Origin of the sequence: Actinomadura sp. NTSP31 (genome assembly GCF_041951385.1) — a bacterium.
GTDB lineage: Bacteria > Actinomycetota > Actinomycetes > Streptosporangiales > Streptosporangiaceae > Spirillospora > Spirillospora napierensis.
On the sequence record NZ_JBGNUT010000012.1, the window covers coordinates 139,756 to 165,463 of the forward strand.

The following is a 25,708-nucleotide window of genomic DNA, read 5'->3' on the forward strand; positions in this document are numbered from 1 at the left end:
GATGAGGAGAGCGATGACCGACGACATGCTGCGCGCCCCGGCCGAGGTGAAGTACGCCGAGGAGCTCGACCACCTCGAGTCGATCGACGACGGGCCGAAGCCGTTCTCGTGGCGGCTGAGCCCGCGGATGGTGCGGCTGTTCGTGCTCGGCTCCGAGCGCGCCGACGGCCTCGACCGGGAGATCCCGCAGAAGTGGTTCGGCGACCGCGGCTTCGTGGAGCGCGCCATCGTGACGCTGGCGTCCGACCGGGGGCTGCTGCTGATCGGCGACCCCGGCACCGGCAAGAGCTGGCTCGCCGAGTTGCTGGCCGCGGCGATCTGCCGGAACTCGACGCTGGTGGTGCAGGGCACCGCGGGCACCACCGAGGACCACATCAAGTACTCCTGGAACGTCTCCATGGTGATCGCCAAGGGGCAGTCGCGGGCGTCGATGATCCCGTCGCCGATCATGACGGCGATGGAGGGCGGGGTGATCGGCCGGTTCGAGGAGCTGACCCGCTCGACCAGCGACGTGCAGGACGCGCTGATCTCGATCCTGTCGGAGAAGTACGTCTCGATCCCCGAGCTGGACACCGACAACATCGTGTTCGCCAAGCCCGGGTTCTCGATCATCGCGACGGCCAACAGCCGGGACCGGGGCGTGAACGACCTGTCGTCGGCGCTGAAGCGGCGGTTCAACTTCGTCCGGATCCCGGTGGTGACGAACAAGCGGAGCGAGGCGGAGATCGTCCGGTTCCGCACGGCGGAGCTGCTGCGCCGGCACGCGATCGAGCTGGAGGTGCCGCCGTCGCTGCTGGACGTGCTGCTGCAGAGCTTCGCCGATCTGCGCGCGGCGGCGGCCTCGGCGACCGGCGACGACGAGCGGCTGGAGTCGGCGCTGTCGACGGCGGAGCAGATCGGGGTGCTGGAGGACGCGATCCTGCACAGCCAGTTCTTCGGCGACCGGACGCTGAAGGCCGAGACGCTCGGCGGGTCGCTGGTGGGGTCGCTGGCCCGCCGCAGCCCGGAGGACCTGGCGATCCTCAACAAGTTCTGGCACGGGGTGGTGGAGCCGCGCAGCCGCGACGACGAGCGGGACGGGCCGTGGCGCGGCTTCCTCGACGGCGGCCGCCAGGCGATCTCCACCCTGTCGTGACCGTCTTCGAGCCGCTGCGGGAGCAGCTGACGGACGCGGCCCGCGCGTTCGGCGGGGACGCGGTCGCCGGGATCCTGACCGGGATCGTCGACGACGTGGGCCGGGCGCTTTCCGAGGAGCCGGAGATCTTCCCGGTGTGCCACCACTCGCCGGCGTCGGCGCTGGTGATGGCGCGGCGGCTGCGCGGCAAGCGGCCGTCGGTGATCTACCTGGAGCTCTGCGAGGACCTGGCACCGCTGCTGGCGGAGCTGCGCAACTGCAAGCTGCCGGTGGCGCTGCAGGCGTTCGCGAGCCGGCTGGAGGGCTTTCCGGCGGCGTGGGCGCCGCTGAGCGTCGTCGCGCCGATCACCGAGGCGTCGGCGGAGTACCAGGCGATCGCGTACGCGCTGGACACGCCGGGCGTGGAGATCGTGCTGGTCGACCGGTCCACCGACCACGTCTTCCAGTGGCAGCCGCGCGACGGCGACGAGGACGCGGCCGCCCCCGCCGCCGGGGAGGACGACGACCGGCAGGAGGCGCTGCACGGCGACTCGGTCGGCATCGAGATCGGCGAGCTGCGGCCCGGGTTCGCGGAGCTGGAGGAGCACCTGCTGCGGCACGGGAGGGTGCGGCACTGGTCGGAGTGGTGGGACCAGTACGTCGAGCAGCCGCTGTCGGGCGCCGACTACGCCACGTACCGGCAGGTCATGGTGATGATCGGCAGCCTGTTCCGGCGGCTCCGCCCGCAGGACGCCGCCCGCCGCGACCGCGACGAGGACCGCGAGCGGTACATGTGGACGCGGATGCGCGAGCACCTCGCCGCGACCGGCACCGACCCGGCCGACTGCCTGTACGTCTGCGGGGCGTTCCACGCCGCGAGCCGCGTCGAGCAGTTCGGGCTCGCCTCGGACGCCGAGCCGTTCGCGATCACGCCCCGGACGGGGACCCGCTGGCGGTACGGGCTGATCCCGTCCAGCCATTCGGCGATCGAGGCGCAGTTCGGGCTGGCGTCCGGGTCGGTGTCGATCGCCGCCGCGACCTGGGAGAAGGCCGTCAAGCGCAGCGGCGTGAAGCCGTTCCGGCTCAGCGGGCAGCAGGGCAAGGCGCCGCGCGGCCGGAAGGTCCCGGCGGCGAAGGACGGGCCGCCCGCCGACCGGCTGTCGGGGTTCCTGTCCGGCCCGCCCGCCCTGGACGGGCTGGACGAGGCGGAACTGCTCGGCTGGTGCGTCGACATCGTCCGGCTGGCGCGCCGCAACGGCTACCTCGCCAGCACCGCCGACGCGATCGCGGTGTTCGAGACGTCGGTGCTCCTGGCGGGGATGCGCGGCCGGGCGCGCCCGACGCCCTACGACTTCCAGGACGCGGCCGTCACCTGCATCGAGAAGGACCGGGTGCCGGGCCGCCGGGACGTGGCGCGGCTGTGCGAGATCCTGCTCGGCGGCGACCGGATCGGCGCGGTCGGCTACGACGCGCTGCCGCCGCTGGCCCGCGACGTCCACGACCGGCTGGAGCCGCTCGGGCTGGACCTGCAGCGGCGGACCGTGCAGCGCGCCCTGCTGGACCTGCACGCCGAGCCGGACCTGGTGCCGTGCTCGGACCTGCTGTGGATCCTGCGGCGGCTGCTGCCGGACGGCGCCGCCCGGCCGATCATGGGGTCGCGGCGGCTGGGCGAGCGGCCGATCCAGGAGAGCTGGGACCTGGCGATCGGCCGGCACCAGCGGGAGCTGGTCGAGCTGGGCTACGAGGGCGTCAGCGTCGAGCAGGTGCTGGAGCAGCGGCTGCGGCGCGCCGCCTGGGGTCCGGACGCGACGGCCGTGACGGCGCTGGAGGCGGTCGAGGACGCGATCCTCTACCTGGGCGGCGGCCGGTTCGCGGGCGAGCTGGGCGCCCGCGCGGTGGAACTGCTGGCCGCGGAGCGGACCGTCGACGAGGCGCCCGAGGTGGTGCGGCGGATCCGGCGGCTGCTGGCGCACTACCGAGCGACGCGGCCGGAGCTGCCGCGCTGGTGCCAGGCGTTCGTGGTGGAGGGCTACGCGCACTACTGCACGCTGCTGCCGACGGCGTTCGCGGACGAGGCGTCCGGCGTCCGGCAGGTCGCGGCGATGCTGGGGTTCCTGTTCGGGATGGAGAGCCTGGCGCTGTCGCTGGGCTGCGACCACGCGCAGCTCGAGCTGGCGGTGCGGCAGTCGCATCCGGAGGCGCCGGCGAAGGTGGCGCTGCTGTGGGCGGCGAAGGCGCAGCTCGGCCTGATGACGCGGGACGAGCTGCGGGCCCGCTGCGACGCGCTGCTCGCGAACCCGCTGGTGGTGCCGTCGTTCCCGCTGTACCTGAGCGGGTTCGTGCAGGCGCTGGACCCGGCGCCGGCACTGGCGCCGCTGGTGGTCGAGGCGATGTCGAAGGCGTTCGGGCGGCTGCCCGACGCGGTGCTGCTGCCCTGGCTGCCGAACCTGATCGGCACGCTGCGCGAGCATGCGCGGGAGCTGGTGCCGGTGCTGGTGCGGGAGGCGGCGCGCACGTTCCCGGCGTCGCTGCCGGCGCTGGACTCCTGGATCCCGCCGTGGGAGTCGGCGGCACCGGCCGCCGCGCCGGCCGCGCCGGTCGCGTCCGGCCCGGTCGCGGAGCTGCTCGCCGCCGGACCGCTGACGTGCGACGCCGTCGCCGCGCTGCTCGGTCACCCGGTGCGATGGGACGAGCCGGCGCGTCCGGCCGGAGACGGGAAGGCGCGGGAGCTGCTGGAGCGGCATCCGGAGACCACCGGGGCCGTCGCCGAACTGCTCGCCCTGGCGGGCGGTGCCGCCCGGTAGCGGTCCGGGGCGGGACGGGCGGCCCCGCCCGTCCCGCCGCCGCGGCCGCACGGGCCACGCCGGGCCGGGGCAGGGCCCGACGTGGCGGATCTTGGACGGACGGTGACGCTCCGCAGCGTGCCGCAGGGCCCTTGCGTGCGTGCAAGCGACGGTGACCGCCGCCCGTTCACTGCGTCAGAGTGTCTGTCGTGTGAGCGGCGGCATGGCGCTCGAAGGCCGGACCCGCTCGCGCGTTCCACGTCCACGCCCGACTCTCCCCCAGGCCGAGAAGCACATGTTCGCTTACAGCCCGACACGGAGACGTGAAGCCGTCGCTGCCATGAACGCAACAGACGTGGGGACGGGCGCGCTCGTCCCGGCCCCCTCGCCCTCGCTGGAACTCGGCACCACCGCCGCCCGCAACGGCACGGCCGCCGGCCGGCTGCTCGGCGAGATCGACCTCGCGGCGACGCCCGCCGCCGTCCGGCTCGCCCGCTCCTACGTGCGCGAACTGGTCGGGCTGTGCTTCGGCGCCGACCGCGCGGAGCTGGCCGACCTGGAGCTGCTGACCAGCGAGGCGATGACGGAGTCGGTGCTGCGGTCCCGCCCGCGGCCGGACGGCACCGTGACCCTCGCCGTCCTGCACCTCGACCGGTTCCTCCGGGTCGAGATCACCGACGGGGGCGTCCCGCCCGGACCGCCCCGGCCGCCAGACGACCAGCTGCCCGGCGGCGGGCGGGGGCGGCTGCTGATGCAGGCGCTCGCCGCCGACCAGGGCGCCCACCGCAACCGGAACGGGACGAGCACCTCGTGGTTCGGGGTGCCGGTCGGGGAGCGGTGGAGGCGCCCGTGATCCCCGGGCCGATGCCGAGCCTGAGCCGGTGGGCGGAGCTCACCGGCGGCGAGGAGGACGGCGTCGCCGCGGTCCCCGCGCGGGCCCCGAGCGTCGCCCGGATGTACGACTACTACCTCGGCGGCAAGGACAACTACGCCGCCGACCGGGAGATGGCGGAGCGGGCGCTCGACCGGGCGCCCGTCGTCGCGCGGCTCGCCCAGGTGAACAGGGGCTTCCTGGAATACGCCGCGGGACTGCTCGCCGAGTCCGGAACGCGGCAGTTCGTGGACGTCGGATGCGGGCTGCCCGCCGCGCGCAACGTCGGGGACGTCGTGCGGCGGGCCGCGCCGTCCTGCCGGGTCGCCTACGTCGACAACGACCCGCTGGTCCTCGCGCACGCGCGGGCGCTGCTGGCGGTCGACCGGAACACCGGCGCGTTCGGCGGCGACGTGCGGGCCCCGGCGGCGCTGCTCGGCCATCCGGGGCTGCGCCGGCTGATCGACTTCGGCCGGCCCATCGCGGTGCTGCTGCTCGGCGTGCTGGACTTCGTGACGGACGGGGAGGACCCGCGCGGGATCGTCCGGGCGCTGCTCGGCGGCCTGCCGGCCGGCAGCCACATGGTGGTCACGCACACCGAGCGGACGCCCGCGCTGGAGTCGCTGGCGGAGACGGCCCGGCGCGCCGGGCTGGCGTTCACGCCGCGCCGCCGCGCGGAGATCGCGGAGATCTGCGCGCCGCTCGACCCGGTCGGCCCGTACCCGGCGGCACTGCCGCTCGCCGACGCGGCGGGCCTGGACGGCCCGCTGCCGCTCGTCGGCTGCATCGGGCGCAAGCGGGGCTGACGGCCGCGATGCTCTCCACCCTCAGTCACAAGGCGGCCGCATATCCGCGCGAACCGTCCCCGGAGCCGCGCCCTTCGCTACGATCGGGGCGTCGAGAAATGCCGGCTCTAGGGCGAGTGATGACAGCGGACGGCGCGCCGAAGTCTCTCTCTGAAATCACCAGGGACATGGGCCTCAACATGTCCGACGTGGCCGCGTTCTCGGGGCTCGACGAGAGCACGGTCTTCCGGCTCTGGGACAACGCGGAATGGCTCGACCGGGTCAGCGGGCGCTCGCTGCAGAGCCTGATGTCGTCCATTCCGGGAATCGCCGAATACTCGAAGGCGCACGCGATTCGCAAGCGCCTGGACGCGCTGGTGTCCGATCTGGGCGCGGAAGGCCTCGCGGTCGACCTGAACGCGCTCGACCGGTCCCCGGTCCCCCGGCAGCTGCTGCTGAACGCGCTGGAGGCCGGGCTGCGCATCGTCCGGGGCGAGGCGAACCAGCGGACGTCGTCGTTCATCGCCCGGTTCTGGGGGCGCGAGCCCGACACGGCGCTGGAGGCGCTCTACTCCACCGAGCCCGGGCACGGCCTGCTGTCCGACCCGGCCAGGCTGTTCGAGTCGTCCGTGGAGCTGGCGCCCCGGCTGAACCGCAAGAGCTACTCCTTCCACTCCATCCTTGCCCTGAACATCCTTACCCACCAGGTCAGCAAGGTGACGGGCGCGCTGGACGCCGACCTCGGCTTCGAGGTGCCGGGCCGACAGAGCGCCTTCATGATGCGCGGCGTGGTGATGGGCTCGCTGATCAGCTCCGACGACCTCGACCTGGCCGAGCGGTACCGCCGGGAGCTGGACGCGACCCCGGTCTACGCCGCGCTCGAGGAGTGGTCGTTCCCGACCTACATGCGCGACGGCCGGATCAGCTCCGACTTCACCCTGCCGAGCGCCCTGTCGCTGCGCAACACGGCGGAGGAGGTGCTGCGGGAGATCGCCGGCTACAGCGACGCCTACGTGTACTACCTGGCGTCGACCTACATCCCGCTGGCGCTGCGGCGCGACCCCGCCTTCGGCGGGCGGCTCGCCGAGCTGGCGCACGCGCTCGAACTGCGCGGCGCCGACTGCCGCGACCGGAAGATCAGAGAGACGTGCAACGCCCTGGTACGGCGGCTGAAAGGGCTGCCGTAGCCGGACGGCGCATTCTCGGGGGTGCCCGCGCGGCGCAGGAGCCGCGCACATCAGGTCGGTGACGTGAAAGGCCCGCGAGCGGGCCGGAGAAATGGGGAGCCGGTGGAAGAGACGGCGGAGGCCATCGCGAATCTCACCCGGGAGCGCTGGGAGGCCAACGCGGACTACTGGGTGAAGGTGATCAGGGAGGGCCGCGACCGGTACCGCACCGAGCTCACCGACGCCGCCATGCTGGACGCGATCGGGCCGTGCAAGGGGCTGCGGGTGCTGGACGCCGGCTGCGGCGAGGGCTACCTGGCGCGGACGCTGGCGTCGATGGGCGCCGACGTCGTCGGCGTGGACGCCTGCCAGGGGCTGATCGACGCCGCCGGGGAGCTCGCCGGCGGGGCGGACGCCGGCCCCGGTTCGCTGTCGTTCACCCGGGCCGGCGTCGACGCGCTGCCCGCCGAGGACGACGGGTTCGACCTGGTCGTCTGCAACCACCTGTTCAGCCACCTGCAGGACCCGTCGCGCGCGATCGCCGAGTTCGGGCGGGTGCTGAGGAGCGGCGGGCGGCTGGTGTCGCTGACCCTGCACCCGTGCTTCTACGTGCAAGACTCCGAGCGCGGCGCGACCGGGAGCGTGCCCGCGGCGCAGTACTTCGCCTCGCGCGGGGTCGACCAGCGGTTCCTGGTGGACGGCCTGGAGTCGCCCTCGATGATCACATCGTGGCTGCGTCCGCTGGAGTTCTACTCTGGAACGCTCCGAGACAACGGTTTCGTCATCGCGGACCTGCGCGAGCCGCATCCGACGCCGGAGCAGCTGCGCGACGACCCGTGGTGGCGGGAGGGCTTCCCGACGGCGCTGTTCCTGCTCCTGGTCGCGGAGCGCCGCTAGGGTCGCCCCATGGACTCCGGTGCGGACGCGAACGAGGGCCCCGGCGAGGACGCGGGCGGCGCTGAGGTGCCTGCGGGCCTCGCCGGGCATCCCGACCGGCTCCGGTGGAACGCCAAGTACGAGAGCGCACCGGAGCCGTCGTTCGCACCGCATCCGCTGGCCGTGCGGGCCTTGGAGGCGACGCCGGGAGAGGCGCTGCCGGACGGGCCCGTCCTGGATCTGGCGTGCGGGACGTCGGGGTCGGCGCTGCTGGCCGCGCGGGCGGGACGGCGCGTGACGGCCGTGGACGTCTCCGAGGTGGCGCTCGGCCGGCTCGGCGCGGAGGCCCGCCGCCGCGGGCTGGACGGCCTGATCACGCTGGTCCAGGAGGATCTCGGAGCGTGGCGTCCCGGACCGGCCCGCTACGCGCTCGTCCTGTGCACCGGTTTCTGGGACCGGGCCGTGTTCGGGCGGGCCGCTGCGGCCGTCGCCCCGGGCGGGCTGCTGGCCTGGGAGGCGCTCACCGCGCGGGCGCGGGACGGCCATGGCACGCTCCCCGCCGACTGGTGCGTCGGCGAAGGCGAGCCCGCGTCGCTGCTCGACGGCGCCTTCACGGTCCTGGAGCAGGACGACCTGCCCGGCGGCCGGAAGCGGCGTTTGCTCGCCCGCGCCCCCGCGGCAGTATCCTGACGAGTCACTGTGTCCCATCGAGACCGCCCGCCGAGGGCGGTCCCCCTGCCAGGAGCGCTCTTCCACGAGGAGTGACCGGTAGATTGCGGGTCGGCCTCCTTTGCGCGGTTTTCACGCTGTTCTTAGGCCGGTGCTGGAAGGGTGGTCACTTTCGTGATGTCGTCGACCCCGGAGCGAGTGAGGAACCATGGCCGAGGATGACAAGCCGGCGGTCAAGGCGAAGATCCCTAACGCCAAGAACATCCGCAGCCCGGAGTTCACCCCGCACGGGATCAGCGCCGGACGCGGCAGCGGGCTGAACCGGCCGTCCGGGCTGACCGCGGCACAGGCCCGCAAGCGGCGGATCGCGACGATCGCCGGGATCGTGGTGGCCGTGCTGGCCATCGCGGGCGGCGTCACCTACTACGTGACCCGCCCCGGCCCGAAGATCGAGGTGTCCGGCAAGTTCGGGTCCGAGTCCAAGGTGAAGATCCCGGCGAAGCTCGCGCCGGCCAAGTCGCTCAAGACGCGCACCGTGATCAAGGGGAGCGGGCCCGCGATCGCCGAGGGCGACACGATGTTCGTCCAGTACTCCTTCTACCAGTGGGCGAAGAAGACCGACGACGACGACTCCAAGAAGAAGAGCACCAGCAAGAAGATCGGCTCGTCGTACGAGCAGCAGTCGCAGAGCGGGTCGTCCGGGCCGCAGGCGCTCACCGTCGGCAAGAGCGGCGTCAAGGGGCTGGACAAGGGCCTCGTCGGCAAGACGGCCGGCAGCCGGGTGCTGGTCGAGGTCCCGCCGTCGATGGGCTTCGGCGACCAGGGCTCGCAGCTCGGCCTCGGCAAGAACGACTCGGTGGTGTTCGTCGTGGACGTCGCCGCGGTCGGGAAGAAGAACGCCGGCCCGCAGGGCGCCCCGCAGAAGCTGGACGACAAGAACCTGCCCAAGGTCGAGGACCAGGGCGCCGGCAAGGCGCCCAAGGTGACGATCCCGAAGGTGGACGCGCCGTCCAAGCTGCAGGCCAAGACGCTCGTCCAGGGCACCGGCCCGGCGCTGGCCAAGGGCGACGCCGCCGTCGTCAACTACCAGGGGCAGATCTGGAAGGGCGGCAAGGTCTTCGACTCCAGCTGGAAGAACGCCCAGCCGGCGCTGTTCCCGATCGGCACCGGCGCCACCGTCCCCGGTTTCGACAAGGGCCTGACCGGCGTGAAGGTCGGCAGCCGGGTGATGCTGGTCCTGCCGCCGGCCGAGGGCTACGGCAAGAACGGCAACTCGCAGGCCGGGATCAAGGGCACCGACACCCTGGTGTTCGTGGTGGACATCCTCGCCAAGGCGCGCAAGTGAGCCCGCGCGCCGCATGACGGCGCGAGGCGGAGACGAGCGGCGGGCACCCGGTCCTGGGTCCCCGCCGCTCGGCGTTCAGGAGGCTCTCAGGAAACTGTGCGCGGGCGTTCGGGGAGGCGCTGCGACATCCGTCACGTCAACCCGGAGGGCCCGGCGGCCGTCCTCCTATTGGGAAGCCAAGGATGCGCATTGGGCGGCCCATCGCATGGATCCCCTCAGGTATCGTCGGTAACGCAATAATCACGGGGGGCTTGTGAGCAGCAGGGAAAAAGGTCAGGAAGACGGCACACCGGGCATGGCACGTGATCTCGGGCAGGATCCCCCGAAGGCCGCCGCGGCGGCCGCGGGGGACGCCGCCGCACCGCGCCACGACCCGGCGGACGGGGCCGCCCAGGCCGGCGACCAGGCCCGTGACCAGGCCGGCGACCGCGAGCCCGGCCGGGAGGGCGGGCCGGCGGAGGCCCCCGCGACCCGGGCGGCGACGCTCACCGTGGACACCGGAGAAATCGCCCCAGACCCGAAATCAGCCCTGAACGACGACATATCTCAGAACGACGGCAAGGCGGATGCGGGGGGCATCGCGGGCGCCACGGAGGCGCAATCCCCGGCCGCCGGCGCGCAATCCCCGGCCGCCGACGCCCAATCCCCGGCGGTCGAAAAGGGCGCGTCCCCCGATACCCCCCGCGCCGCGCGGGACGTTCCGGGCGGCTCCGCCGGCGCTGGTGTGAGCGACTCGGCGGCGGGAGATACCAAGACCATGCCGGCTGCTTCGACCAGGCAAGGGGGGCCACCGGGGCGCGGCCCCGGCGGCGGCTCCGGCGGTGGCGGAGGCGCCGGCGGCGGCAAGGGGCCGAAGAAGCCGCGCAGCCGGCGCGCCCGCTACCTGCGCCGGATCCTGTTCACGCTGCTCGGCATCCTCGGGTTCTTCGTCGCCGCGTTCGCGATCGCCTACGTCTTCACGCCGGTCCCCTCCCCGCAGCAGCAGGCGCTCGCGCAGGGCCCCGCGTTCTACTACGCCGACGGCAAGACGCTGATCGCCAAGACCGGGATGAACCGGGACGCGGTGAAGTTCGACCAGATCCCGAAGAGCACCCGGGACGCGGTCATCGCGGCCGAGAACCGCAGCTTCTACAAGGACCCGGGCGTCTCGGTGCAGGGCACCGCGCGGGCGTTCTGGTCCACCGCGACCGGCGAGCAGCTTCAGGGCGGCTCCACGATCACCCAGCAGATGGTCCGCAACTACTACGGCGGCATCGGCAAGGAGCGCTCGGTCACCCGCAAGCTCAAGGAGATCATGGTCTCCCTGAAGGTGGGCCGGGAGAAGTCCAAGGACTGGATCCTGGAGCAGTACCTCAACACCATCTACTTCGGCCGCGACGCCTACGGGGTGCAGGCGGCCGCGCACGCCTACTACAACAAGGACGTCAAGGACCTCACCCCCGCCGAGTCCGCCTACCTGGCCGCCGCGATCCAGCAGCCGAGCAACTTCTCCGACCCGACCGGCCAGCACCGCGTGTACGCCGAGCAGCGCTGGCGCGCGGTCGTGAACAACATGGTCCGCGACGGGGCGCTGTCGTCCGCCGACGCCGCCGCGATGACGTTCCCGCTGCCCGGCAAGGAGAAGATCACCGACGTCCTCAAGGGCCAGAAGGGCTACATGGTCAACCTGGCCAAGAAGGAGCTGGAGGAGCGGCGCGGCTACACCGAGGACGAGATCAACCGCAGCGGCCTGAAGATCACCACGACGTTCGACAAGCGGCTGATGGACGCGGCGAAGCGGGCCGTCGACGCCGCCGCCCCCGCCGGGATGAGCAAGAAGATCCGCACCGGGCTGGTGTCGGTCGACCCGAACACCGGGCAGGTGCTGGCGTTCTACGGCGGCCGCAACTACCTGACCGAGGCCGCGAGCAGCGCGTTCTACGACACCGCGCAGGTCGGGTCGGGCTTCAAGCCGATCGCGCTGGCCGCCGCGCTGGAGGACGGCAAGAGCCTGTCCGACACCTATGACGGCAGCTCCCCGCAGTACTTCGGCGGCCACCGCATCGAGAACGACAGCGGCGAGAACTTCGGGAACATCAACCTCGTCACCGCGACCGAGCACTCGGTCAACACCGCGTACGTGAACCTCGGCCAGGACATCGGCAACGACAGGATCGCCGGCATGGCCGAGAAGCTCGGCGTCTCGTCGTCGCAGATGACGTCCGCGCAGCGGTCCGCGACGTCGTTCCCGCTCGGCATCGTGTCGCTGCACCCGGTCCAGCAGGCCGGCGTGTACGCGGCGTTCGCCGACGAGGGCCAGTTCCGCCAGCCGTTCGTGGTGAAGTCGGTCACCGACAACGAGGGCCAGACCCGCAAGTTCGCCGAGAAGGGCCGGCGGGCGTTCGGCACGCAGGTCGCGCGGGACGCCACGTACGCGATGCAGCAGGTCGTCCAGGGCGGCACCGGCACCGGCGCGCAGCTGCCCGACGGCCGCGACGTCGCCGGCAAGACCGGCACCACCGACGAGGGCCGCGCGATCTGGTTCAACGGGTTCATCCCGCAGATGGCGACCACCGTGGCGATGTTCCGCGAGGACAACAAGGCGCTGAACATCCCCGGGTACGGGGCGTACGGCGGGCAGCTGCCCACCCAGATGTGGCGGTCGTACATGACCGACGCGGTCGACATCAAGGGCTACGACCCCGAGTCGTTCGGGTCGCCGTCCGAGACCCCCGGCAGCGGCTGGGACGGCCCGCCCACCGGCGGCGGCCAGAGCACCGAGCCGCCGTCCACGCAGGGCCCGACGCACCGCCCGTCCGGCGGGACGGACGAGCCGGGCGGGTCGACGCCGCCCACCGGCGGCCTGCCGACCATCATCCCGTCGCTGCCCGGCGGCGGTGACGGCGGCGGCAACGGCGGAGGCGGCGGGAACGACGGCGGCGGAAACGACGGTGGTGGCGGGAACGACGGCGGCGGCAATGACGGCGGTGGCGGCGGCGACGATGGCAGCGGCGGCCAGATGTTCAATTAGCGCCGCGTCGCAGCGCAGGCCCGGCGGTGGAACCGCCGGGCCTGCGGCCTTCCGTCCGGACGCCCGCTAGTCGCACGCCTTTCCGATGCGCGCGGGCGTGCCGTCCAGCACGGCGCTGAGCTGCGCGGCGTCCCCGGTGTGCACGCTCGCGGCGGCGGTGCGCAGCCGGCCCGCCTCGTCCTTCAGCGCCTTCTTCAGCGCCCCGTCATCGGTCTCCCTCGCCAGCCCGTCGAGCCGGGTCGCGAGCCGCTGCGTCGCCTGCCCCCACTGCGCCGGCTCCGCCGCCGGCACGCTCCTGACCTGGGTGACGTACTGCTGGAACGCCTTCTTCGTGTCGGTGCAGACCTGACCGGAGTCGCCCCCCAGCGCACCGCACGCGCCCAGCAGGCCGGACACGCCGAGCATCACCACGCCCCCGGCCAGCGCCCGAACCGCCCCGTACCGCATCGCACCCTCCCGCTTGATCTGCCACCGGCTCCGCATATACTTCCGCACTAGGTCATGAGCGCCAGCGCCAAGCCCCGGCTCGCTGGCCGGCAACCCTTCGTCCGCGATGGGGTGCCCCGGGTGAGGACCAGGCCGGACGCGGCACCGCGTTCCGGCAAGCGCGGATCCCGCGGGCGCGTCCCCGGGGTCCCTGACCCCGGAAGGAACCGGCATGCCCACGCTCGCCCCCGCACCGTCCCGCTCCCCGTTCACGAGTCCTGAGACGTCCGGCACCGGGCCGGAAGTTCGCGTCCCCCGGATCATCGGCGCGGACGCGCCCGTCCCGCTGGACGACGGCCGCCGCGTCCCGTACGCCAACCTCGACTACGCCGCCAGCGCGCCCTGTCTCGAGGCGGTGCACGAGGCCGTCACCCGCGCGCTGCCCTACTACAGCAGCGTGCACCGCGGCGCCGGTTACGCCTCGCAGGTCACCACCCAGGCGTACGAGGACGCGCGCGAGACCGTCCGGACGTTCCTCGGCGCGTGGCGGCGCGACGCGGTCGTGTTCACCCGCAACACCACCGACGCGATGAACCTGCTCGCGCACGCCGTCCCGTCCGGGACGAGCGTCGTGGTGTTCGAGTCCGAGCACCACGCGTCGCTGCTGCCGTGGCGGCGCGCCGTGCGGCTGCCCGTGCCCGCCACGCCCGCCGAGGCGATCGACGCCGCCGACCGCGCGCTCGCCGCGACGCCGGCCGGGGCCCGGCTGCTCGTCGTCACCGCCGCGTCCAACGTCACCGGCGAGCTGTGGCCGATCCGCGAGCTGGCGCAGGTCGCCCGGCGGCACGGCGCCCGCATCGCGGTGGACGCCGCGCAGCTCGTCCCGCACCGCCCCCTCGACATGACCGCGCTCGGCCTGGACTACGTCGCGTTCTCCGGGCACAAGCTGTACGCGCCGTTCGGCGCCGGCGTGCTGGCCGGACGCGCCGACTGGCTGCGCGCCGCCGAGCCCTACCTCAAGGGCGGCGGCGCGAGCGCGTCCGTCGCCGAGACCGTCCGGTGGGCGCCGTCCGCCGAGCAGCGGCACGAGGCCGGCACCCCGAACGTCCTCGGCGTCATCGCGCTCGCCGCCGCCTGCGACGCGCTCACCGCCGCCGGCTGGGACGCGCTCGCCGCCCGCGAGGAACGGCTCCTCGCCCGGCTGCGCGCCGGCCTCGCCGCGCTCCCCCACGTCCGCGAGCTCACCCTGTGGGGCGACCGGTCGCCGCGCGTCGGGATCGTGTCTTTCACCGTGACCGGCTGGAACGCGCGGGACGTGGCGCTTACGCTGTCCGGGGAGCACGGCATCGGCGTGCGGGACGGCAAGTTCTGCGCGCACCCGCTCGTCCGGCACCTGCTGGACGGGGAGGGCGGCGCGGGCTGCGGCGAGGGGGCGGCCGTCCGCGCGAGCTTCGGGATCGGCAGCACCGAGGAGCACATCGACCGGCTGTGCGCCGCGCTGGCGCGACTGGCGGGGTCGGCAAGGCGCTGACCTGCGGAATCGCCCGCAAGCACAGACGTTTATAGCCTTTGGTCCTGTTCGCCCCTGTAGCGTAGGCAGTCGCGCTACTTCCCGCCGGAACTCCCACCGGGACCCGGCGGGTCGGGGACGAGCACGGACGAAACAGGGGGTGGCGGCGGTGGCCGACGCGTGGCGACCCACGTCGGAGCTGGAACGCCGACTGGAGGAGACCGTACGGGCCGGGGACCAGGAGGGCTACTTCCGCGTCCTCGCGGGCAGCGAGCTCGTGGTGCCCGTCGCCGACGACGCCGTCGACGGCGTCCTCGCCGGCCGGACGCGGCCCGCCTGGCCGACCCAGGAGGAGGACGGCCGCGTGCACGTCCTCGCCTACACCTCCGCCGCGGCGATGCGCGCGTGCCTCGGCCCGTCCTGGCGGCACTTCATGACGCTGCGCTTCGGCGACCTCGCCGAGACCTGGCCGGACGCCCGCTGGTGGCTGGCCGTCGACGCCCCCGGCCACCCCGGCGGCACTCCGCTGCCGATCGAGTCGCGGATGCCCGCCTGGTTCGTCCGCCAGGTCGCCGACGGCGACGGCCGCCCGCCCCTGGTCGGCCGCCCCGAACTCCCGTCCGGCACGGCACCGGCACCGGCACCGGCTCTGGAACCGGCCCCTGCCCCTGCCCCTGCCCCGGAACCTCCGCCCGCCCCGGAACCGGCGGCCGCTCCAGAACCGGCGCCTTCACCGGAACCGGCCTTCTCGCCGGAACCGGCGTCCTCGCCGGAACCGCCGGCAACGCCTCCGGCGCCGTCGCCTGCACCGGCACTGTCGCCCTCGTCCTCGCCCTCGCCGGACGAGTCGCCCTGGGAGGAACTGCAGGGCCAGCACCGGGAGCTGACCCGCGAGGCGCCGCCCGAGCCGTCCCGTCCCGAGTTCCGGCCCGCCAACGACGTCGAACGCGAACTCCTTCGCGCCGCGGCGAACAACGACCACGACCTGTTCCTGCAGACGATGGCGGACACCGAGATCCTGCTGCCCGTCCCGGACGACACCGACTACACGCTCCGCCCCGGCCGTCCCGGCTTCCCGTGGCGGACCCGCGAGGTCGACGGCAACACCGTCGTCCCCGTCTTCACCTCCCCCGAGCGGCTCATCGAGGCCGCGCACGCCGCCGGGACCGGCACCGAGTACATCAAGCTGCCGTTCACCGTCGCGCTGCGCTACTGGCCCGACCACGGCTGGCTCCTCGCCATCAACTCCGGCTCCCCCGCCGGCGGCACCGTCATGGCCGCGCAGCTCCCCGGCCTCGCCACCTGGGCCGACCAGCGCGCCGCCGCCCGGATGACCGACCGCTTCGAGCCGCAGAACGACATCGAGCAGCGGCTCTTCGACGCCGCCCGCCGCCGCGACACCGACGCCTTCTTCAAGATCCTGCTTGGCGCGCAGGTCCTCGTCCCCGCCGATCCCGACACCCCGTGGGGCATCGCGCCGGAGGACCCCGGCTTCCCGTGGCGGCCCGTCACGGTGCACGGGCGCACGTCCGTCCAGCTCTTCACGTCGCTCAAGTGGATGAACGAGGCCATCGGCTCGTCCCGCTTCGTGATGCCGAGCCTGCTGGACGTCGTGTCCGCCTGGCCCGATCCCGGCTGGACGCTCGTCATCAACCCCGGCACCCCGATCGACGCGACCATGCCGGGCGAGCAGGTCCGCGCCCTCAGCGGCCCGCCGCGCACCGCGCCCGAGGAGGCCGCCACGCCGCCGTCGGCCGCGACGCCCCCTCCTCCGGACAACCCCGCCGTTCCCGTCGCCCCGGCCGTCCCGTCCACCGACACCGGCCCGGTCCCGGAGCCCACCCCCTCCGCGAATGGCGAACCGTCACCGGCCCTCCCGGACGGGCCCGCCACTACGGTGCCAGAGCCCGCACCCGCTGACGCCCTGCACCACACCGGCCCGCTCCCCCACGCACCGGAAGACGCCGGAACGCCGCCCAGCAGCACGACGGTCCCGCCCCTCTCCACCGGCCCGGCCGACGTCGACGCACCGCAGGGACCACCGGCCGGCACCGCACAGCACACCGGTCCCCAACCGCAGGTCCCCGCGCCGGCGGACACCGGAGCACCGACCGCCACCGGCCCGATGCCCCAGGTCGACCAGGCCGGACTCGGCACCCCGGAGACCACAGGCCCCGGCTACGAACCGTTCACCGCCGCCGGTGACGACCTGACCAGCGCACCAGCCGTCACGCAGCACACCGGCCCGCAGTCCCAGGTCTACGACCCCTCCGGCAGCGAACCGGCACCGGAAGACGCCGGAGCACCACCGCCTCCGAGCGAGCACACCGGATTCGGCACGGGCCCGCAGGGACTGCCGTCCGGATACACCGGCGACGCACCGGCGGATCCGCCGCACACCGATTACCACCCCGGCGGGACGCCCGCCGGCCCTCCGGCGCAGCAGCCTTACGCCCCGTCCGACCCCGGTCATGGCTACGCGGGCGAAGTCCCGGCGGCGCCCGCGCAGGACGTGGCGGGCGGCGAGAACGCGTCCACCGTGACCGGCGGGCACGCGATCGCCGGCCTCGGTGCCCGGACCGGACCGGCGGACATCGGAACCGCGGAACCCACCGGCCCGGCGTCCGATGCCCTGGGCGACACCGGACCGCTCCCACAGGAAACGGGCCCGGCCGGCCCGGAACGGCGGCTGCAGAGCGTCGAGGAGCCCGAGGCGGTGTTCGAGCCGGGGAACCGGATCGACCAGGAGCTCTACGAGGCCGCGCTCGGCGGGGACTCCGACGCGTTCCTGCGCGTCCTGCTGAACGCCAACGTGCTCGTGCCGATCCCGCCGGACGCGCCGCTCGAGGTGACGCCGGTGCAGCGCGAGTTCCGGTGGGACGCGGCGCTGCGCGACGGCGCGGCCGTCCGGGTGTTCACCTCCCTCGTCCGGCTGCGCGAGGTCCTGCCGGAGTCGCGGTTCGTGTACGCCGACTTCCGCGAGCTGATCGGCGCCTGGCCGCGCGAGGACTGGGCCCTGCTGCTCAACCCCGGCACGCGGATCGGCGCGTCCCTGCGCGGCGACCAGGTGCGGGCCCTGAGCGAGTGGGCCGTGCGGGTCGGGCTCGTCCAGGCCCGGCCGCAGGTCCCCGTACCCCCGCCGCCGCGGGAGCCCGCCGCGGACCTGACCGTGCGGGACGTGACGGCCTCGCCCGCGCCGCGGACCGAGGACCTCGACGACCGCGTGTCCCAGCCGACGATCATGCAGAAGGTCGTCCCGCACGGGCATGTGGGCTGGTACCTGGAGCAGGGCTACGACCGCGTCGGCGGGTTCGTGCACGCCACCGGCGACGTCGCGGAACTCCAGACGCCCGTCCAGCTGTACGAGGCGCTGGGCCTGCTCTACGACGGCACGCCCTTCTCCCCCGCCGACGACGGCGTCTACGTGATCCGGTGGCCCGCGTACTGCCCGGAGCTGTACCGCATCCCCTTCGGCGGACGCGACGCCCAGGAGATGGCCGCCTGGGGCGAGGCCGGATGGGTCATCGAGCGGCCCCCGTTCCTCGGCGGCGGGTTCGCGCCGGGAAGCGCCGGCTCCATCCGCGAGTACAAGGTGGACAGCGTCCGGCTGCCCTATGGCGCGGAGATGTACTACCTGGGCATGGACCGTTCGGAGAGGTTCGTCGCGATGTACGACCCGGACCGGCTCGCATGGCTGCGGCCCGACGCGGCCACCGGCCCCGACGCCGCGGACGGGCGGACGGGGGCCGCGCAGTGATCAGGGACGGCTACGTGGCGCGCTGGCTCGGCCGCGACTTCGAGGCCGCGCCGGGCGCCGACGGCGAGATCCGGCTCTACACGCCCGGGCCGACGGACGGCTTCGAGGAGCTGCGCCCCGGCCGGTTCCGGCGGATCGTCCCGGCCTCCGAGGTCGAGGAGCTCCACTACGTCCGCACGACGTGCCGGTGGCGCGGCGAGCGGTTCGTCGTCGTCGGCGAGCACGAGACGTGGCTGCGGGTCGAGTACGTCGGCGGACGCGCCCCGGTGGCCGAATCCCTCGGCCTCGAGCGCATTGACCAGGGCGTCTGGCAGGCCTGGGCGCCGAGCGCCGAGATAGAGGACGTCCGTGAGGAGGTCATGTGAACGTCCACGGGGTTGCTTTGGCCCGTTGATCCGTGTTGGCATGATTCCTGGGACGATCTCCCGGGTAAAGCGGGCACAGGCGCTCAAAGGCGATGCGACGGAGGTGCTGGGGCGGTGTACTGCCGACCGGCGGTGAAACCGATTTTTGCAGGGCTCGGCGCTGCGGCCATCCTCGCCGCCGGAGGCGCATCCGCCTCCGCCGAGGACACACCGTCGCCACCCCCTGCAGACTCGACCCCCGCATCACCGAGCCCGACACCGACACCGACGCCCAAGCTGAGCGTGGACGTCAAGGCCGGCAGCTCGACCGCGAAGGCGGGCAAGGCGGTCGCCTTCACGACCACGGTCGCGACCAACGTCGGTAGGGCCACCGACGTGCACGTGACCGCCGTCACCGTGTCCACGAAATCGACGAAGAAACCCACGGTCACCGGCGCCTGTCCCACCGCCGGGTCGGACACCAGCTGCGCGTTCGAGAACGTCGGGACCGGCGGGAAGTCCATCACCACGTACGTCTCGCTCCCTTCCAACCTCAGCGCTTCGGCGTCCGTCACGTTCAAGGTCACGGTGACGGGCACCGTCGCCGAAGCCACGAAGGCGACGGACACCGATCAGGCTTCCGTGACCTTCACACCGCTTCCCACCAAGTCGCCGACGAAGAAGCCGTCGAAGTCGCCCTCGCCGTCCAAGAGCGCCACGCCTTCGCCGTCGTCATCGTCCGGGAGTAACAACGGCTCGTCGTCCGGCGGCGGAAGCGGCACCAGTGGCGGGACGTCGTCGGCCGGTGCGGCCGGATCGACCAGCGACAACGTGCTGCCGACGCCGAACTCGTCGTTCGCGGCGCAGAATCCCCACGTGGCCCTGCCGCCGATCGCGGCGCCCAGCCCGTCGATCGCCCCCTCCACGGTCTCGGTGACGCCGAACAGCAGGCTGCGCGGGAACAAGGCGCCCGTCGCGCAGGACCTCACCTTCGAACGGGTCGCGAGCACGCAGGTCGCGTGGCTGGCCGCGCTGCTGGTGGCGATCGCGGTGCTGCTCACGCAGGTACGGCTCGGCAAGCGCCGCGTACCCGCCGGTGCCGCGGCCGCCGCGCGCCGCGCGAAGGGCATGCACCGCCGATCCCGCCGCGGCATGTTCGGCAAGTAAGAGAAACCGCGACCAGCTCCTTACCCCGTTCCGACTGCGGCACCGCGCCGTCCATAGACGTCTGCCGGAATTGCAAATATCACCTTGATCGACTTCGGCGGTGCTCGAATCTCGACGCCATTCCCCTGGTGACGGACTTCCTCGTTTCTCAAGCCATCTGACACCAGGAGGACACCAAACTCCTGAACCCATGGCGGCGGTGACCACCTCACGGGTCGCCCGGACCGCGGGGTCGCAGAGCGTCCGGCCTGGCCAGGCGAAATCGAGATCCGGGGGGGGCGGCATCGGTAGCACGCCGCGGTTTCGCTCGCGGGGGCATCGGGGCCATTCCTCGACATCTCCCTAGAAGGCCAGGCCTGGAAATGGGAGAGCGGCCGCCAAGGTGAAGTGCGATCTGTGTGCGCTTCGCGGTGCGGCGGGCTCGTCGGGTTTCCGGTCAGGGGCGCAGGAGGGTGTAGCAGGCTATGGCGGCGGCGGCTGTGACGTTGAGGGAGTCGACGCCGCGGGAAAGGGCCGTTTCGTTCATGGGAATGCGGACGCGGTGGTCGGCCTCGTCGAGCCAGCGGGAGGAGAGGCCGTCGCCTTCGGAGCCGAGGAGGAGGGCGCGGCGGTCGGCGGGCGGGACGGAGTCCAGCGGGACGGCGCCGGCGGACGGGGTGAGGGCGAGGATCTGGAAGCCGTGCGCGCGCAGGCCGGCGAGGCCGTTGTGCCAGTCGGTCATGCGGGCGTACGGGAGGGCGAACACGGCGCCCATCGAGACCTTGACCGAGCGGCGGTAGAGGGGGTCGGCGCAGCGGGGCGCGAGGACGGCGGCGTCGACGCCGAGGGCCGCGGCGCAGCGGAAGATCGCGCCGACGTTGGTGTGGTCGACGATGTCCTCGAGGACGAGGATGCGGCGGGCGTCCTTCACGACGGCGTCGACGGGCGGGAGCGGGAGGCGTTCCAGGGAGGCCAGGGCGCCGCGGTGGACGGGGAAGCCGGTGACGCCTTCGAGGACGGCGTCGTCGGCCACATAGACCGGGGCGTCGACGCTGTCAAGGACGTCCGCGAGGGAGGCGGTCCAGCGGCGGGCCATCAGGAGGGAGCGGACGGGGTGGCCGGCGGCGACCGCGCGGCGGATCACTTTCTCCCCCTCGGCGAGGAAGAGTCCGTGCTCGGCTTCGAGGCTTTTGCGCAGGTTGACGTCGCGCAGCCGGGTGTAGTCGGCCAGCCTGGGGTCGGTGGGAGAGGTGACGGGGAAGAAGCCGGCCATGCTCCGATTGTGGCGGAGCGGGCGGGGTGCCCGGGCCGGGGCGCGAGGCGGCGACGGCCGGTTCCGGCCGCGCGCGCGGTTCGGGTTTGCGGGAGGATCACGCTCGGTCCACGGGTCCGATCCACCCATGATCGCAGGGCCCGCGCCGCCGTGTGGCGCTCCGAAAGCGGGGCGTGACGGCGGGGAGCGATGCCATGATCGTCCGGACAAACGCTGATGACCTGCGTCATCATCGATTTTGAGTTCTTTGTAACCTCTACTTCGTACTACTACAGTGCCGTGGAACATCGGCGGGTTTCTGGTGAATCGAGGGCAGCCATGAGCGGACGTCATCGCAATGACTTCCCTGAGGGGGCGGGTGAGGGGGGCTATGACCCGTCCACGCCCGTCTTCGGACCCGCGAACGACGGGTCCTCCGACTGGTTCGGCACCAGGGACTCCCAGGGCCCTCTGACGCAGGAGCCGCAGGCGGGGCCGCCTCCGGGCCCGCCCGCCGGCGCCCCTCCGGGTCCGCCCGGCGGTGCGCCGCGGGCGTCCGGGCCGGGCGAGACGCCCGAGTGGTTCACGCCGCGCGCCTCGTCCGAGGAGCCCGTCTACGGCGCCGGCGGCTTCACCGGCGCGTCGGACGCGGGCGGGTACGGGCTCGGCCGGTCCGGCGGGTACGGCACCGGGCGGCAGGACCCCATGGCGGCGCCCACGCCGCAGGAGCCGCCGCCCGGCAGGTCCTCGTCCCCGCTGGCCGGGACCGGGTACAGCGAGTACGACGCGATCCGCAGCTCGGACGAGACGCCGTCCGGGTTCTTCGGCGGCGGGTCCGCGGGGGCGGGCGGCTCCGGCGGCTACGGCGGGGGTTCGGGCGGATCCGGCGGTTCCGGCGGCGGGTCGGGCGGCTACGGCGGCGGGACCGGCGGTTACGAGTACGGCAAGCGCAAGCGCAAGCGGAGCAAGGCCGCGCTGATCGGCCCGATGGCCGGGGCGGTGGGCCTGGCGCTGCTGCTCGGCGTCGGCGTGTACGCGTTCGCCGAGAGCGGCGGCGGGTGCTCCGGCGACGACGCGATGAGCCTGTCGGTCGCGGCGGCGCCCGACATCCAGCCGGCCATCGTCAAGGCGGCGGGCCGGTTCAACGACGCCAAGCACAAGGTCGGCGGCAAGTGCGTGCGGGCCGACGTGAAGAAGGTCGACCCGGCGTCGGCGGCGACGCTGCTGTCCGGGCAGGGCGTGGCGAACTCGTCGAACCAGCGGCCGGACGTATGGATCCCCGACTCCTCGCTGTGGGCCTCGCTGGCCCGCGGCCAGGGCGGCGACAAAGACCTGGAGGCGGCCAAGACCTCGCTCGCGACCAGCCCGATCGTGGTGGGGCTGCCGCAGTCGCTGGCCGTGCAGCTGAAGAAGCAGGGCGTGACCGCCAGCCCGTCCTGGGACAACCTGCTGAAGGCGGCGGGCGGCGTCGCCGGCGGCGCGGTGACCAAGAACCAGATGATCCCGGCGGGCTCGGTCCGGATGGTGGTCCCGGACCCGACCAAGAACGCGGCCGGCATGGGCTCGCTGCTGATCACGAGCATGCTGCTGGCGAACGACCCCAACCGGGACTCGATCTTCACCGGCATCGTCCGGACCGTCCGGGAGAACCTCGTCCCCTCGGTGTCGGCGGAGTTCACGCACTTCCGCAAGGACCGGACGGGCAAGCAGCCCATCTCCCTGTCGTCGGAGCAGGCGCTGTGGAGCTACAACCGGACCAAGCCGGCACAGCCCGCCGTGGCGCTGTACCCGACCGAGGGCACGCTGTCGATGGACTACCCGTTCATCGTCGCCACGAAGGACGGCAACGAGAGCAAGGCCGCGCGCCTGCTCGAGAAGGCGATGACGACCGACGCGACGCGCGGCGACCTGCGCGAGCTCGGCTTCCGCACGTCCGACGGCAAGGCCCCGGCCGGCTTCAACGCCGCCACCGGCGTCAGCCCGGCGCGGCCGCGGCAGCTGCCGGCGCCGAAGAGCGACCAGGTCGCGCAGGTCATGCAGGCGTGGTCGAAGCTGACGCTCGGGCTGCGCATGCTCACGCTGATCGACGTGTCCGGCTCGATGGCCGAGCAGGTCGCCCCGCACACCAACCGGCTGCAGGCGATCGCGCAGGTCTCGCAGGGCGGGCTCGCGATGATGTCGAACGACACCGAGCTCGGCCAGTGGCTGTTCTCCACGAACATGAACGGCAAGACGCCGTACAAGCAGACGGTCCCGATCGGCGCGCTCGGCGACCGCATCGGGTCCACCACGCGGCGCGGGCTGGTGCTGTCGGTGCTCAACCAGATGAAGCCGAAGCCGACCGGCGACACGGGCCTGTACCGGACGATGCTCGACGCGTACAAGCTGATGAACAAGACCTACAAGCCGGAGTTCGGCAACTCGATCCTGCTGCTCACCGACGGCCAGAACGACGACCCGGACGGGCCGTCGCTCAACCAGACCCTCACCGAGCTGAAGGCGCTGAAGGACCCGAACAAGCCGATCCAGGTCAACATGATCGGCTTCGGCAAGGGCGTCGACAAGGCCGAGCTGGAGAAGATCGCCGCGGCCACCGACGGCAACGTGCAGGTCGCCATGACCCCGCAGGAGATCTCCAAGATCTTCCTGAAGATGCTGTCCCGGCGCATCACTTCGTAGCGCTCCGGTCGCGCCGGGTATTTCCGGGGATTTTCTTGGATCCGGCGTCAACCGGGCGCCGGAGTCGATCGTCATTTCATGTGGAGGCCCGACGGGGAGCGGGGCCGTCGGGCCTCCGACCTTCTCCTCCCCGGCCCGCGACGGGGAACCGCCCGGAGCGCGCGCCGGGAGAGCGGAACCGCTCCCTTCTTCCCTGAGCCCGTCCCCCGGCAGAGCGGACGAGGACCCGCCGCCCGAGGCGGCACCAGAGCCGCCCGAGGCGGCACCAGATCCCGCGGGAGGACCCTGTGTCCGGTTGGCCTACCCTCGACCGCGCGGACGACGAACGTCTCGCGCGGGAGCTGGCCGCCGGCGATCCCGGCGCCCTCATGCAGGTCATGGATCGCTACGCGGCCCGGCTGTACGACTACTGCCACGCGCTGCTGCGCGACCAGGAGCCCGCGGCGGGCGCCCTCCACGACGCGCTGGTCGCCGCGTACGCGAACGTGCCGGTGCTGCGCGAGCCCGAGCGGTTCCGCGGCTGGCTGTACGCGCTGGCCCGCAACGAGTGCATGCGGCGGCTGCGCGACCCGGACCGTCCCGCCGAGCGGCACGAGGCCCCCGAGGCCGGTGACGGCTTCCTGGACGGCGAGGAGCTGGCCCGCAGGCTGGAGGCGCGGCGGCTGGTGCACGGGGCGCTGGCCGGGCTGCGCGGCCGCGAGCGGGAGGCCCTCGACCTCCTGCTGCGGCACGGCCTCGACGCGGCCGACGTCGGCGCCGTCCTCGGCCTGGACGCGCAGGAGGCCACCGACCTCACCGGCACCGCGCTTGCCCGCCTCGACGACGCGCTCGCCGCCGCCCACGTCGCGCACGCCGGACGCGACGAGTGCCCCGCCGTCGCGGACCTCGCCGACGACGGCGACTGGCCGCTGCCGCCGCCCGCCGTCCGGCGGCTCGTCCACCACATCCAGGACTGCCCGGTCTGCTCCGAGCGGCGCCGGCGGAACGTGTCGGCGGCGCGGCTGCTGAACGTGCTGCCGGTCGCGATGATGCCGACCGACCTGCGCGGGCACGTCATGGCGACCGCGACGGACGCGGCGCTCGCCGCCGACATGGCGGCCCTCGCGCACGCCGCCGGGCCGTTCGACGCCTGGGGATGGCCCGAGCATCCCGGCCAGGAGGCCGCGGACGCGCACCGCCGCACCCCGCGCGCCCTGTGGCCGGCGGTCGCCGCGGCGGTCGCCGTGCTGCTGATCGTCTCCGGGGCGTTCTTCCTGATGCCGGGCGGGCCGTCGGGGAACACGGGCGCGCAGTCCGCCCCGTCCGGGTCGTCGTCGGCGCCGGACCCGTCGGAGAGCAGCACGTCCCTCGAACCTTCGACGTCGCCGTCCCCGACCACGAGCAGCGAGACCCCGACGCCCACGCCGACGCCCACCTCGGCCACGCCGACCCCGACGCGCACCCGCGGCAAGGCGTCCCACTCCTCCAAGCCCGCCCCCACCCACAGCAAGCCCGCCAAGGGCACCCTGTCGGTGTCCGGGTGCACTATCTCCGGGGCAGGGGGCAGTTGCCCGATCTCCGTGCAGGCGGTCGGAGGCCCCGTGACCTGGTCGGTGACGGGCACCTCGTCCTCGCTCATCAGCGCCGGAGGCGGCGGCACGCTCTCCGCCGGCGGCTCGACGAGCGTCACCGTCACCCTCTCGGGAAGCTGCACCTCCTCCGACAGCGGTACGGTCTCCTTCTCGCCCGGCGCGGCGGCGGCGGTCAGCTGGACCTGCGCGGCGCCGCCGCCGGACGGCGGAGGCGGGTCCTCGCAACACTGAGACCCACATCACATTCGCTCGCGTAGCCGCTGTTCGTCAAGGCGATACGGGCACACCGCGTACCGTAACGGTCACAATTATCGGCCGGACGGGAGAAATTCCAGCAGGTTGGTGGCAAGATCGGGCAACCAGAGCGCGCCTGCAGGCGTCGAGGCGCCGGCGCTCACCGGGGG

19 protein-coding genes and 1 riboswitch are annotated in these 25,708 nt (G+C 73.3%); of the genes, 15 read left to right on the forward strand and 4 right to left on the reverse strand.

Features of this window, described 5'->3' with window-relative positions:
- Positions 1–13 precede the first annotated feature (13 nt).
- The 9 genes from ACA514_RS21615 to ACA514_RS21655 all read left to right on the forward strand — a co-directional run bounded on the left by ACA514_RS21615 (position 14) and on the right by ACA514_RS21655 (position 12,619).
- Positions 14–1,135 carry an AAA family ATPase gene (locus ACA514_RS21615; protein WP_375043006.1) on the forward strand — a complete coding sequence of 374 codons (1,122 nt, stop codon included), beginning with the start codon at positions 14–16 and terminating at the stop codon, positions 1,133–1,135.
- Positions 1,132–3,918, forward strand: a complete 2,787-nt coding sequence (locus ACA514_RS21620; protein ID WP_375043007.1) for a hypothetical protein — start codon at positions 1,132–1,134, stop codon at positions 3,916–3,918. Before ACA514_RS21615 ends, ACA514_RS21620 begins: the two co-directional genes overlap by 4 nt.
- 319 nt (positions 3,919–4,237) lie before the next feature.
- On the forward strand, positions 4,238–4,750 hold the full coding sequence (locus ACA514_RS21625; protein WP_375043008.1) for an ATP-binding protein: 513 nt from the start codon (positions 4,238–4,240) through the stop codon (positions 4,748–4,750).
- A complete protein-coding gene (locus ACA514_RS21630) occupies positions 4,747–5,574 on the forward strand; it encodes an SAM-dependent methyltransferase (protein WP_375043009.1) in 828 nt (275 codons plus the stop codon). Before ACA514_RS21625 ends, ACA514_RS21630 begins: the two co-directional genes overlap by 4 nt.
- A gap of 179 nt (positions 5,575–5,753) precedes the next feature.
- Positions 5,754–6,740, forward strand: a complete 987-nt coding sequence (locus ACA514_RS21635; RefSeq protein ID WP_375043010.1) for a hypothetical protein — start codon at positions 5,754–5,756, stop codon at positions 6,738–6,740.
- A gap of 102 nt (positions 6,741–6,842) precedes the next feature.
- Complete coding sequence (locus ACA514_RS21640; protein WP_375043011.1) at positions 6,843–7,616, forward strand: class I SAM-dependent methyltransferase; 774 nt, start codon at positions 6,843–6,845, stop codon at positions 7,614–7,616.
- A 9-nt stretch (positions 7,617–7,625) separates the two neighbouring features.
- Positions 7,626–8,285 carry a class I SAM-dependent DNA methyltransferase gene (locus ACA514_RS21645; RefSeq protein ID WP_375043012.1) on the forward strand — a complete coding sequence of 220 codons (660 nt, stop codon included), beginning with the start codon at positions 7,626–7,628 and terminating at the stop codon, positions 8,283–8,285.
- Between the two features lie 187 nt (positions 8,286–8,472).
- Positions 8,473–9,609, forward strand: coding sequence for an FKBP-type peptidyl-prolyl cis-trans isomerase (locus ACA514_RS21650; protein WP_375043013.1), 1,137 nt, complete (start codon positions 8,473–8,475; stop codon positions 9,607–9,609).
- Positions 9,610–9,904: 295 nt separating this feature from the next.
- Positions 9,905–12,619, forward strand: coding sequence for a transglycosylase domain-containing protein (locus ACA514_RS21655; protein WP_375043014.1), 2,715 nt, complete (start codon positions 9,905–9,907; stop codon positions 12,617–12,619).
- Between the two features lie 66 nt (positions 12,620–12,685).
- Here the strand turns inward: ACA514_RS21655 and ACA514_RS21660 are convergent, their stop codons facing one another.
- Positions 12,686–13,066: a hypothetical protein gene (locus tag ACA514_RS21660; protein ID WP_375043015.1), complete on the reverse strand. Its 381-nt coding sequence runs from the start codon at positions 13,064–13,066 to the stop codon at positions 12,686–12,688.
- A gap of 50 nt (positions 13,067–13,116) precedes the next feature.
- A riboswitch (SAM riboswitch) is annotated at positions 13,117–13,233 on the forward strand.
- A gap of 44 nt (positions 13,234–13,277) precedes the next feature.
- Here ACA514_RS21660 and ACA514_RS21665 point away from each other — a divergent pair.
- The 3 genes from ACA514_RS21665 to ACA514_RS21675 all read left to right on the forward strand — a co-directional run bounded on the left by ACA514_RS21665 (position 13,278) and on the right by ACA514_RS21675 (position 18,677).
- Complete coding sequence (locus ACA514_RS21665) at positions 13,278–14,576, forward strand: aminotransferase class V-fold PLP-dependent enzyme (RefSeq protein WP_375043016.1); 1,299 nt, start codon at positions 13,278–13,280, stop codon at positions 14,574–14,576.
- Between the two features lie 148 nt (positions 14,577–14,724).
- Positions 14,725–18,312 carry an SseB family protein gene (locus tag ACA514_RS21670; RefSeq protein WP_375043017.1) on the forward strand — a complete coding sequence of 1,196 codons (3,588 nt, stop codon included), beginning with the start codon at positions 14,725–14,727 and terminating at the stop codon, positions 18,310–18,312.
- The gene (locus tag ACA514_RS21675; protein WP_375043018.1) at positions 18,309–18,677 is read left to right on the forward strand and encodes a hypothetical protein; all 369 of its coding nucleotides are present in this window, start codon (positions 18,309–18,311) and stop codon (positions 18,675–18,677) included. The genes ACA514_RS21670 and ACA514_RS21675 overlap by 4 nt, the downstream gene beginning before the upstream one ends.
- An 83-nt stretch (positions 18,678–18,760) precedes the next feature.
- Here ACA514_RS21675 and ACA514_RS21680 read toward each other — a convergent pair whose 3' ends face one another.
- Positions 18,761–19,285, reverse strand: coding sequence for a hypothetical protein (locus tag ACA514_RS21680; RefSeq protein WP_375043019.1), 525 nt, complete (start codon positions 19,283–19,285; stop codon positions 18,761–18,763).
- 3 nt (positions 19,286–19,288) lie between these two features.
- Entirely contained in the window at positions 19,289–19,582 is a 294-nt protein-coding gene (locus ACA514_RS21685; protein WP_375043020.1) for a hypothetical protein, read from the reverse strand.
- A 7-nt stretch (positions 19,583–19,589) separates the two neighbouring features.
- Here ACA514_RS21685 and ACA514_RS21690 point away from each other — a divergent pair, with 7 nt between their 5' ends.
- Positions 19,590–19,823 carry a hypothetical protein gene (locus ACA514_RS21690; protein ID WP_375043021.1) on the forward strand — a complete coding sequence of 78 codons (234 nt, stop codon included), beginning with the start codon at positions 19,590–19,592 and terminating at the stop codon, positions 19,821–19,823.
- 436 nt (positions 19,824–20,259) lie between these two features.
- Here the strand turns inward: ACA514_RS21690 and ACA514_RS21695 are convergent, their stop codons facing one another.
- On the reverse strand, positions 20,260–21,075 hold the full coding sequence (locus tag ACA514_RS21695; protein WP_375043022.1) for a TrmH family RNA methyltransferase: 816 nt from the start codon (positions 21,073–21,075) through the stop codon (positions 20,260–20,262).
- 318 nt (positions 21,076–21,393) lie between these two features.
- Between ACA514_RS21695 and ACA514_RS21700 the strand changes: the two genes are divergently transcribed.
- Together ACA514_RS21700 and ACA514_RS21705 are read left to right on the forward strand one after the other, a co-directional pair.
- Positions 21,394–23,733, forward strand: coding sequence for a substrate-binding domain-containing protein (locus tag ACA514_RS21700; protein WP_375043023.1), 2,340 nt, complete (start codon positions 21,394–21,396; stop codon positions 23,731–23,733).
- Positions 23,734–24,020: 287 nt separating this feature from the next.
- The gene (locus ACA514_RS21705; RefSeq protein WP_375043024.1) at positions 24,021–25,535 is read left to right on the forward strand and encodes an RNA polymerase sigma factor; all 1,515 of its coding nucleotides are present in this window, start codon (positions 24,021–24,023) and stop codon (positions 25,533–25,535) included.
- The last annotated feature ends 173 nt before the right edge of the window (positions 25,536–25,708 follow it).

What these genes read in the sequence shown, in the direction of transcription:
- ACA514_RS21650 (WP_375043013.1), top strand. Translation starts at nt 8,473, where the DNA reads ATGGCCGAGGATGACAAGCCGGCGGTCAAGGCGAAGATCCCTAACGCC.
- ACA514_RS21635 (WP_375043010.1), top strand. Translation starts at nt 5,754, where the DNA reads ATGTCCGACGTGGCCGCGTTCTCGGGGCTCGACGAGAGCACGGTCTTC.
- ACA514_RS21655 (WP_375043014.1), top strand. Translation starts at nt 9,905, where the DNA reads ATGGCACGTGATCTCGGGCAGGATCCCCCGAAGGCCGCCGCGGCGGCC.
- ACA514_RS21615 (WP_375043006.1), top strand. Translation starts at nt 14, where the DNA reads ATGACCGACGACATGCTGCGCGCCCCGGCCGAGGTGAAGTACGCCGAG.
- ACA514_RS21660 (WP_375043015.1), bottom strand. Translation starts at nt 13,066, where the DNA reads ATGCGGTACGGGGCGGTTCGGGCGCTGGCCGGGGGCGTGGTGATGCTC.
- ACA514_RS21665 (WP_375043016.1), top strand. Translation starts at nt 13,278, where the DNA reads ATGCCCACGCTCGCCCCCGCACCGTCCCGCTCCCCGTTCACGAGTCCT.
- ACA514_RS21700 (WP_375043023.1), top strand. Translation starts at nt 21,394, where the DNA reads ATGAGCGGACGTCATCGCAATGACTTCCCTGAGGGGGCGGGTGAGGGG.
- ACA514_RS21625 (WP_375043008.1), top strand. Translation starts at nt 4,238, where the DNA reads ATGAACGCAACAGACGTGGGGACGGGCGCGCTCGTCCCGGCCCCCTCG.
- ACA514_RS21645 (WP_375043012.1), top strand. Translation starts at nt 7,626, where the DNA reads ATGGACTCCGGTGCGGACGCGAACGAGGGCCCCGGCGAGGACGCGGGC.
- ACA514_RS21695 (WP_375043022.1), bottom strand. Translation starts at nt 21,075, where the DNA reads ATGGCCGGCTTCTTCCCCGTCACCTCTCCCACCGACCCCAGGCTGGCC.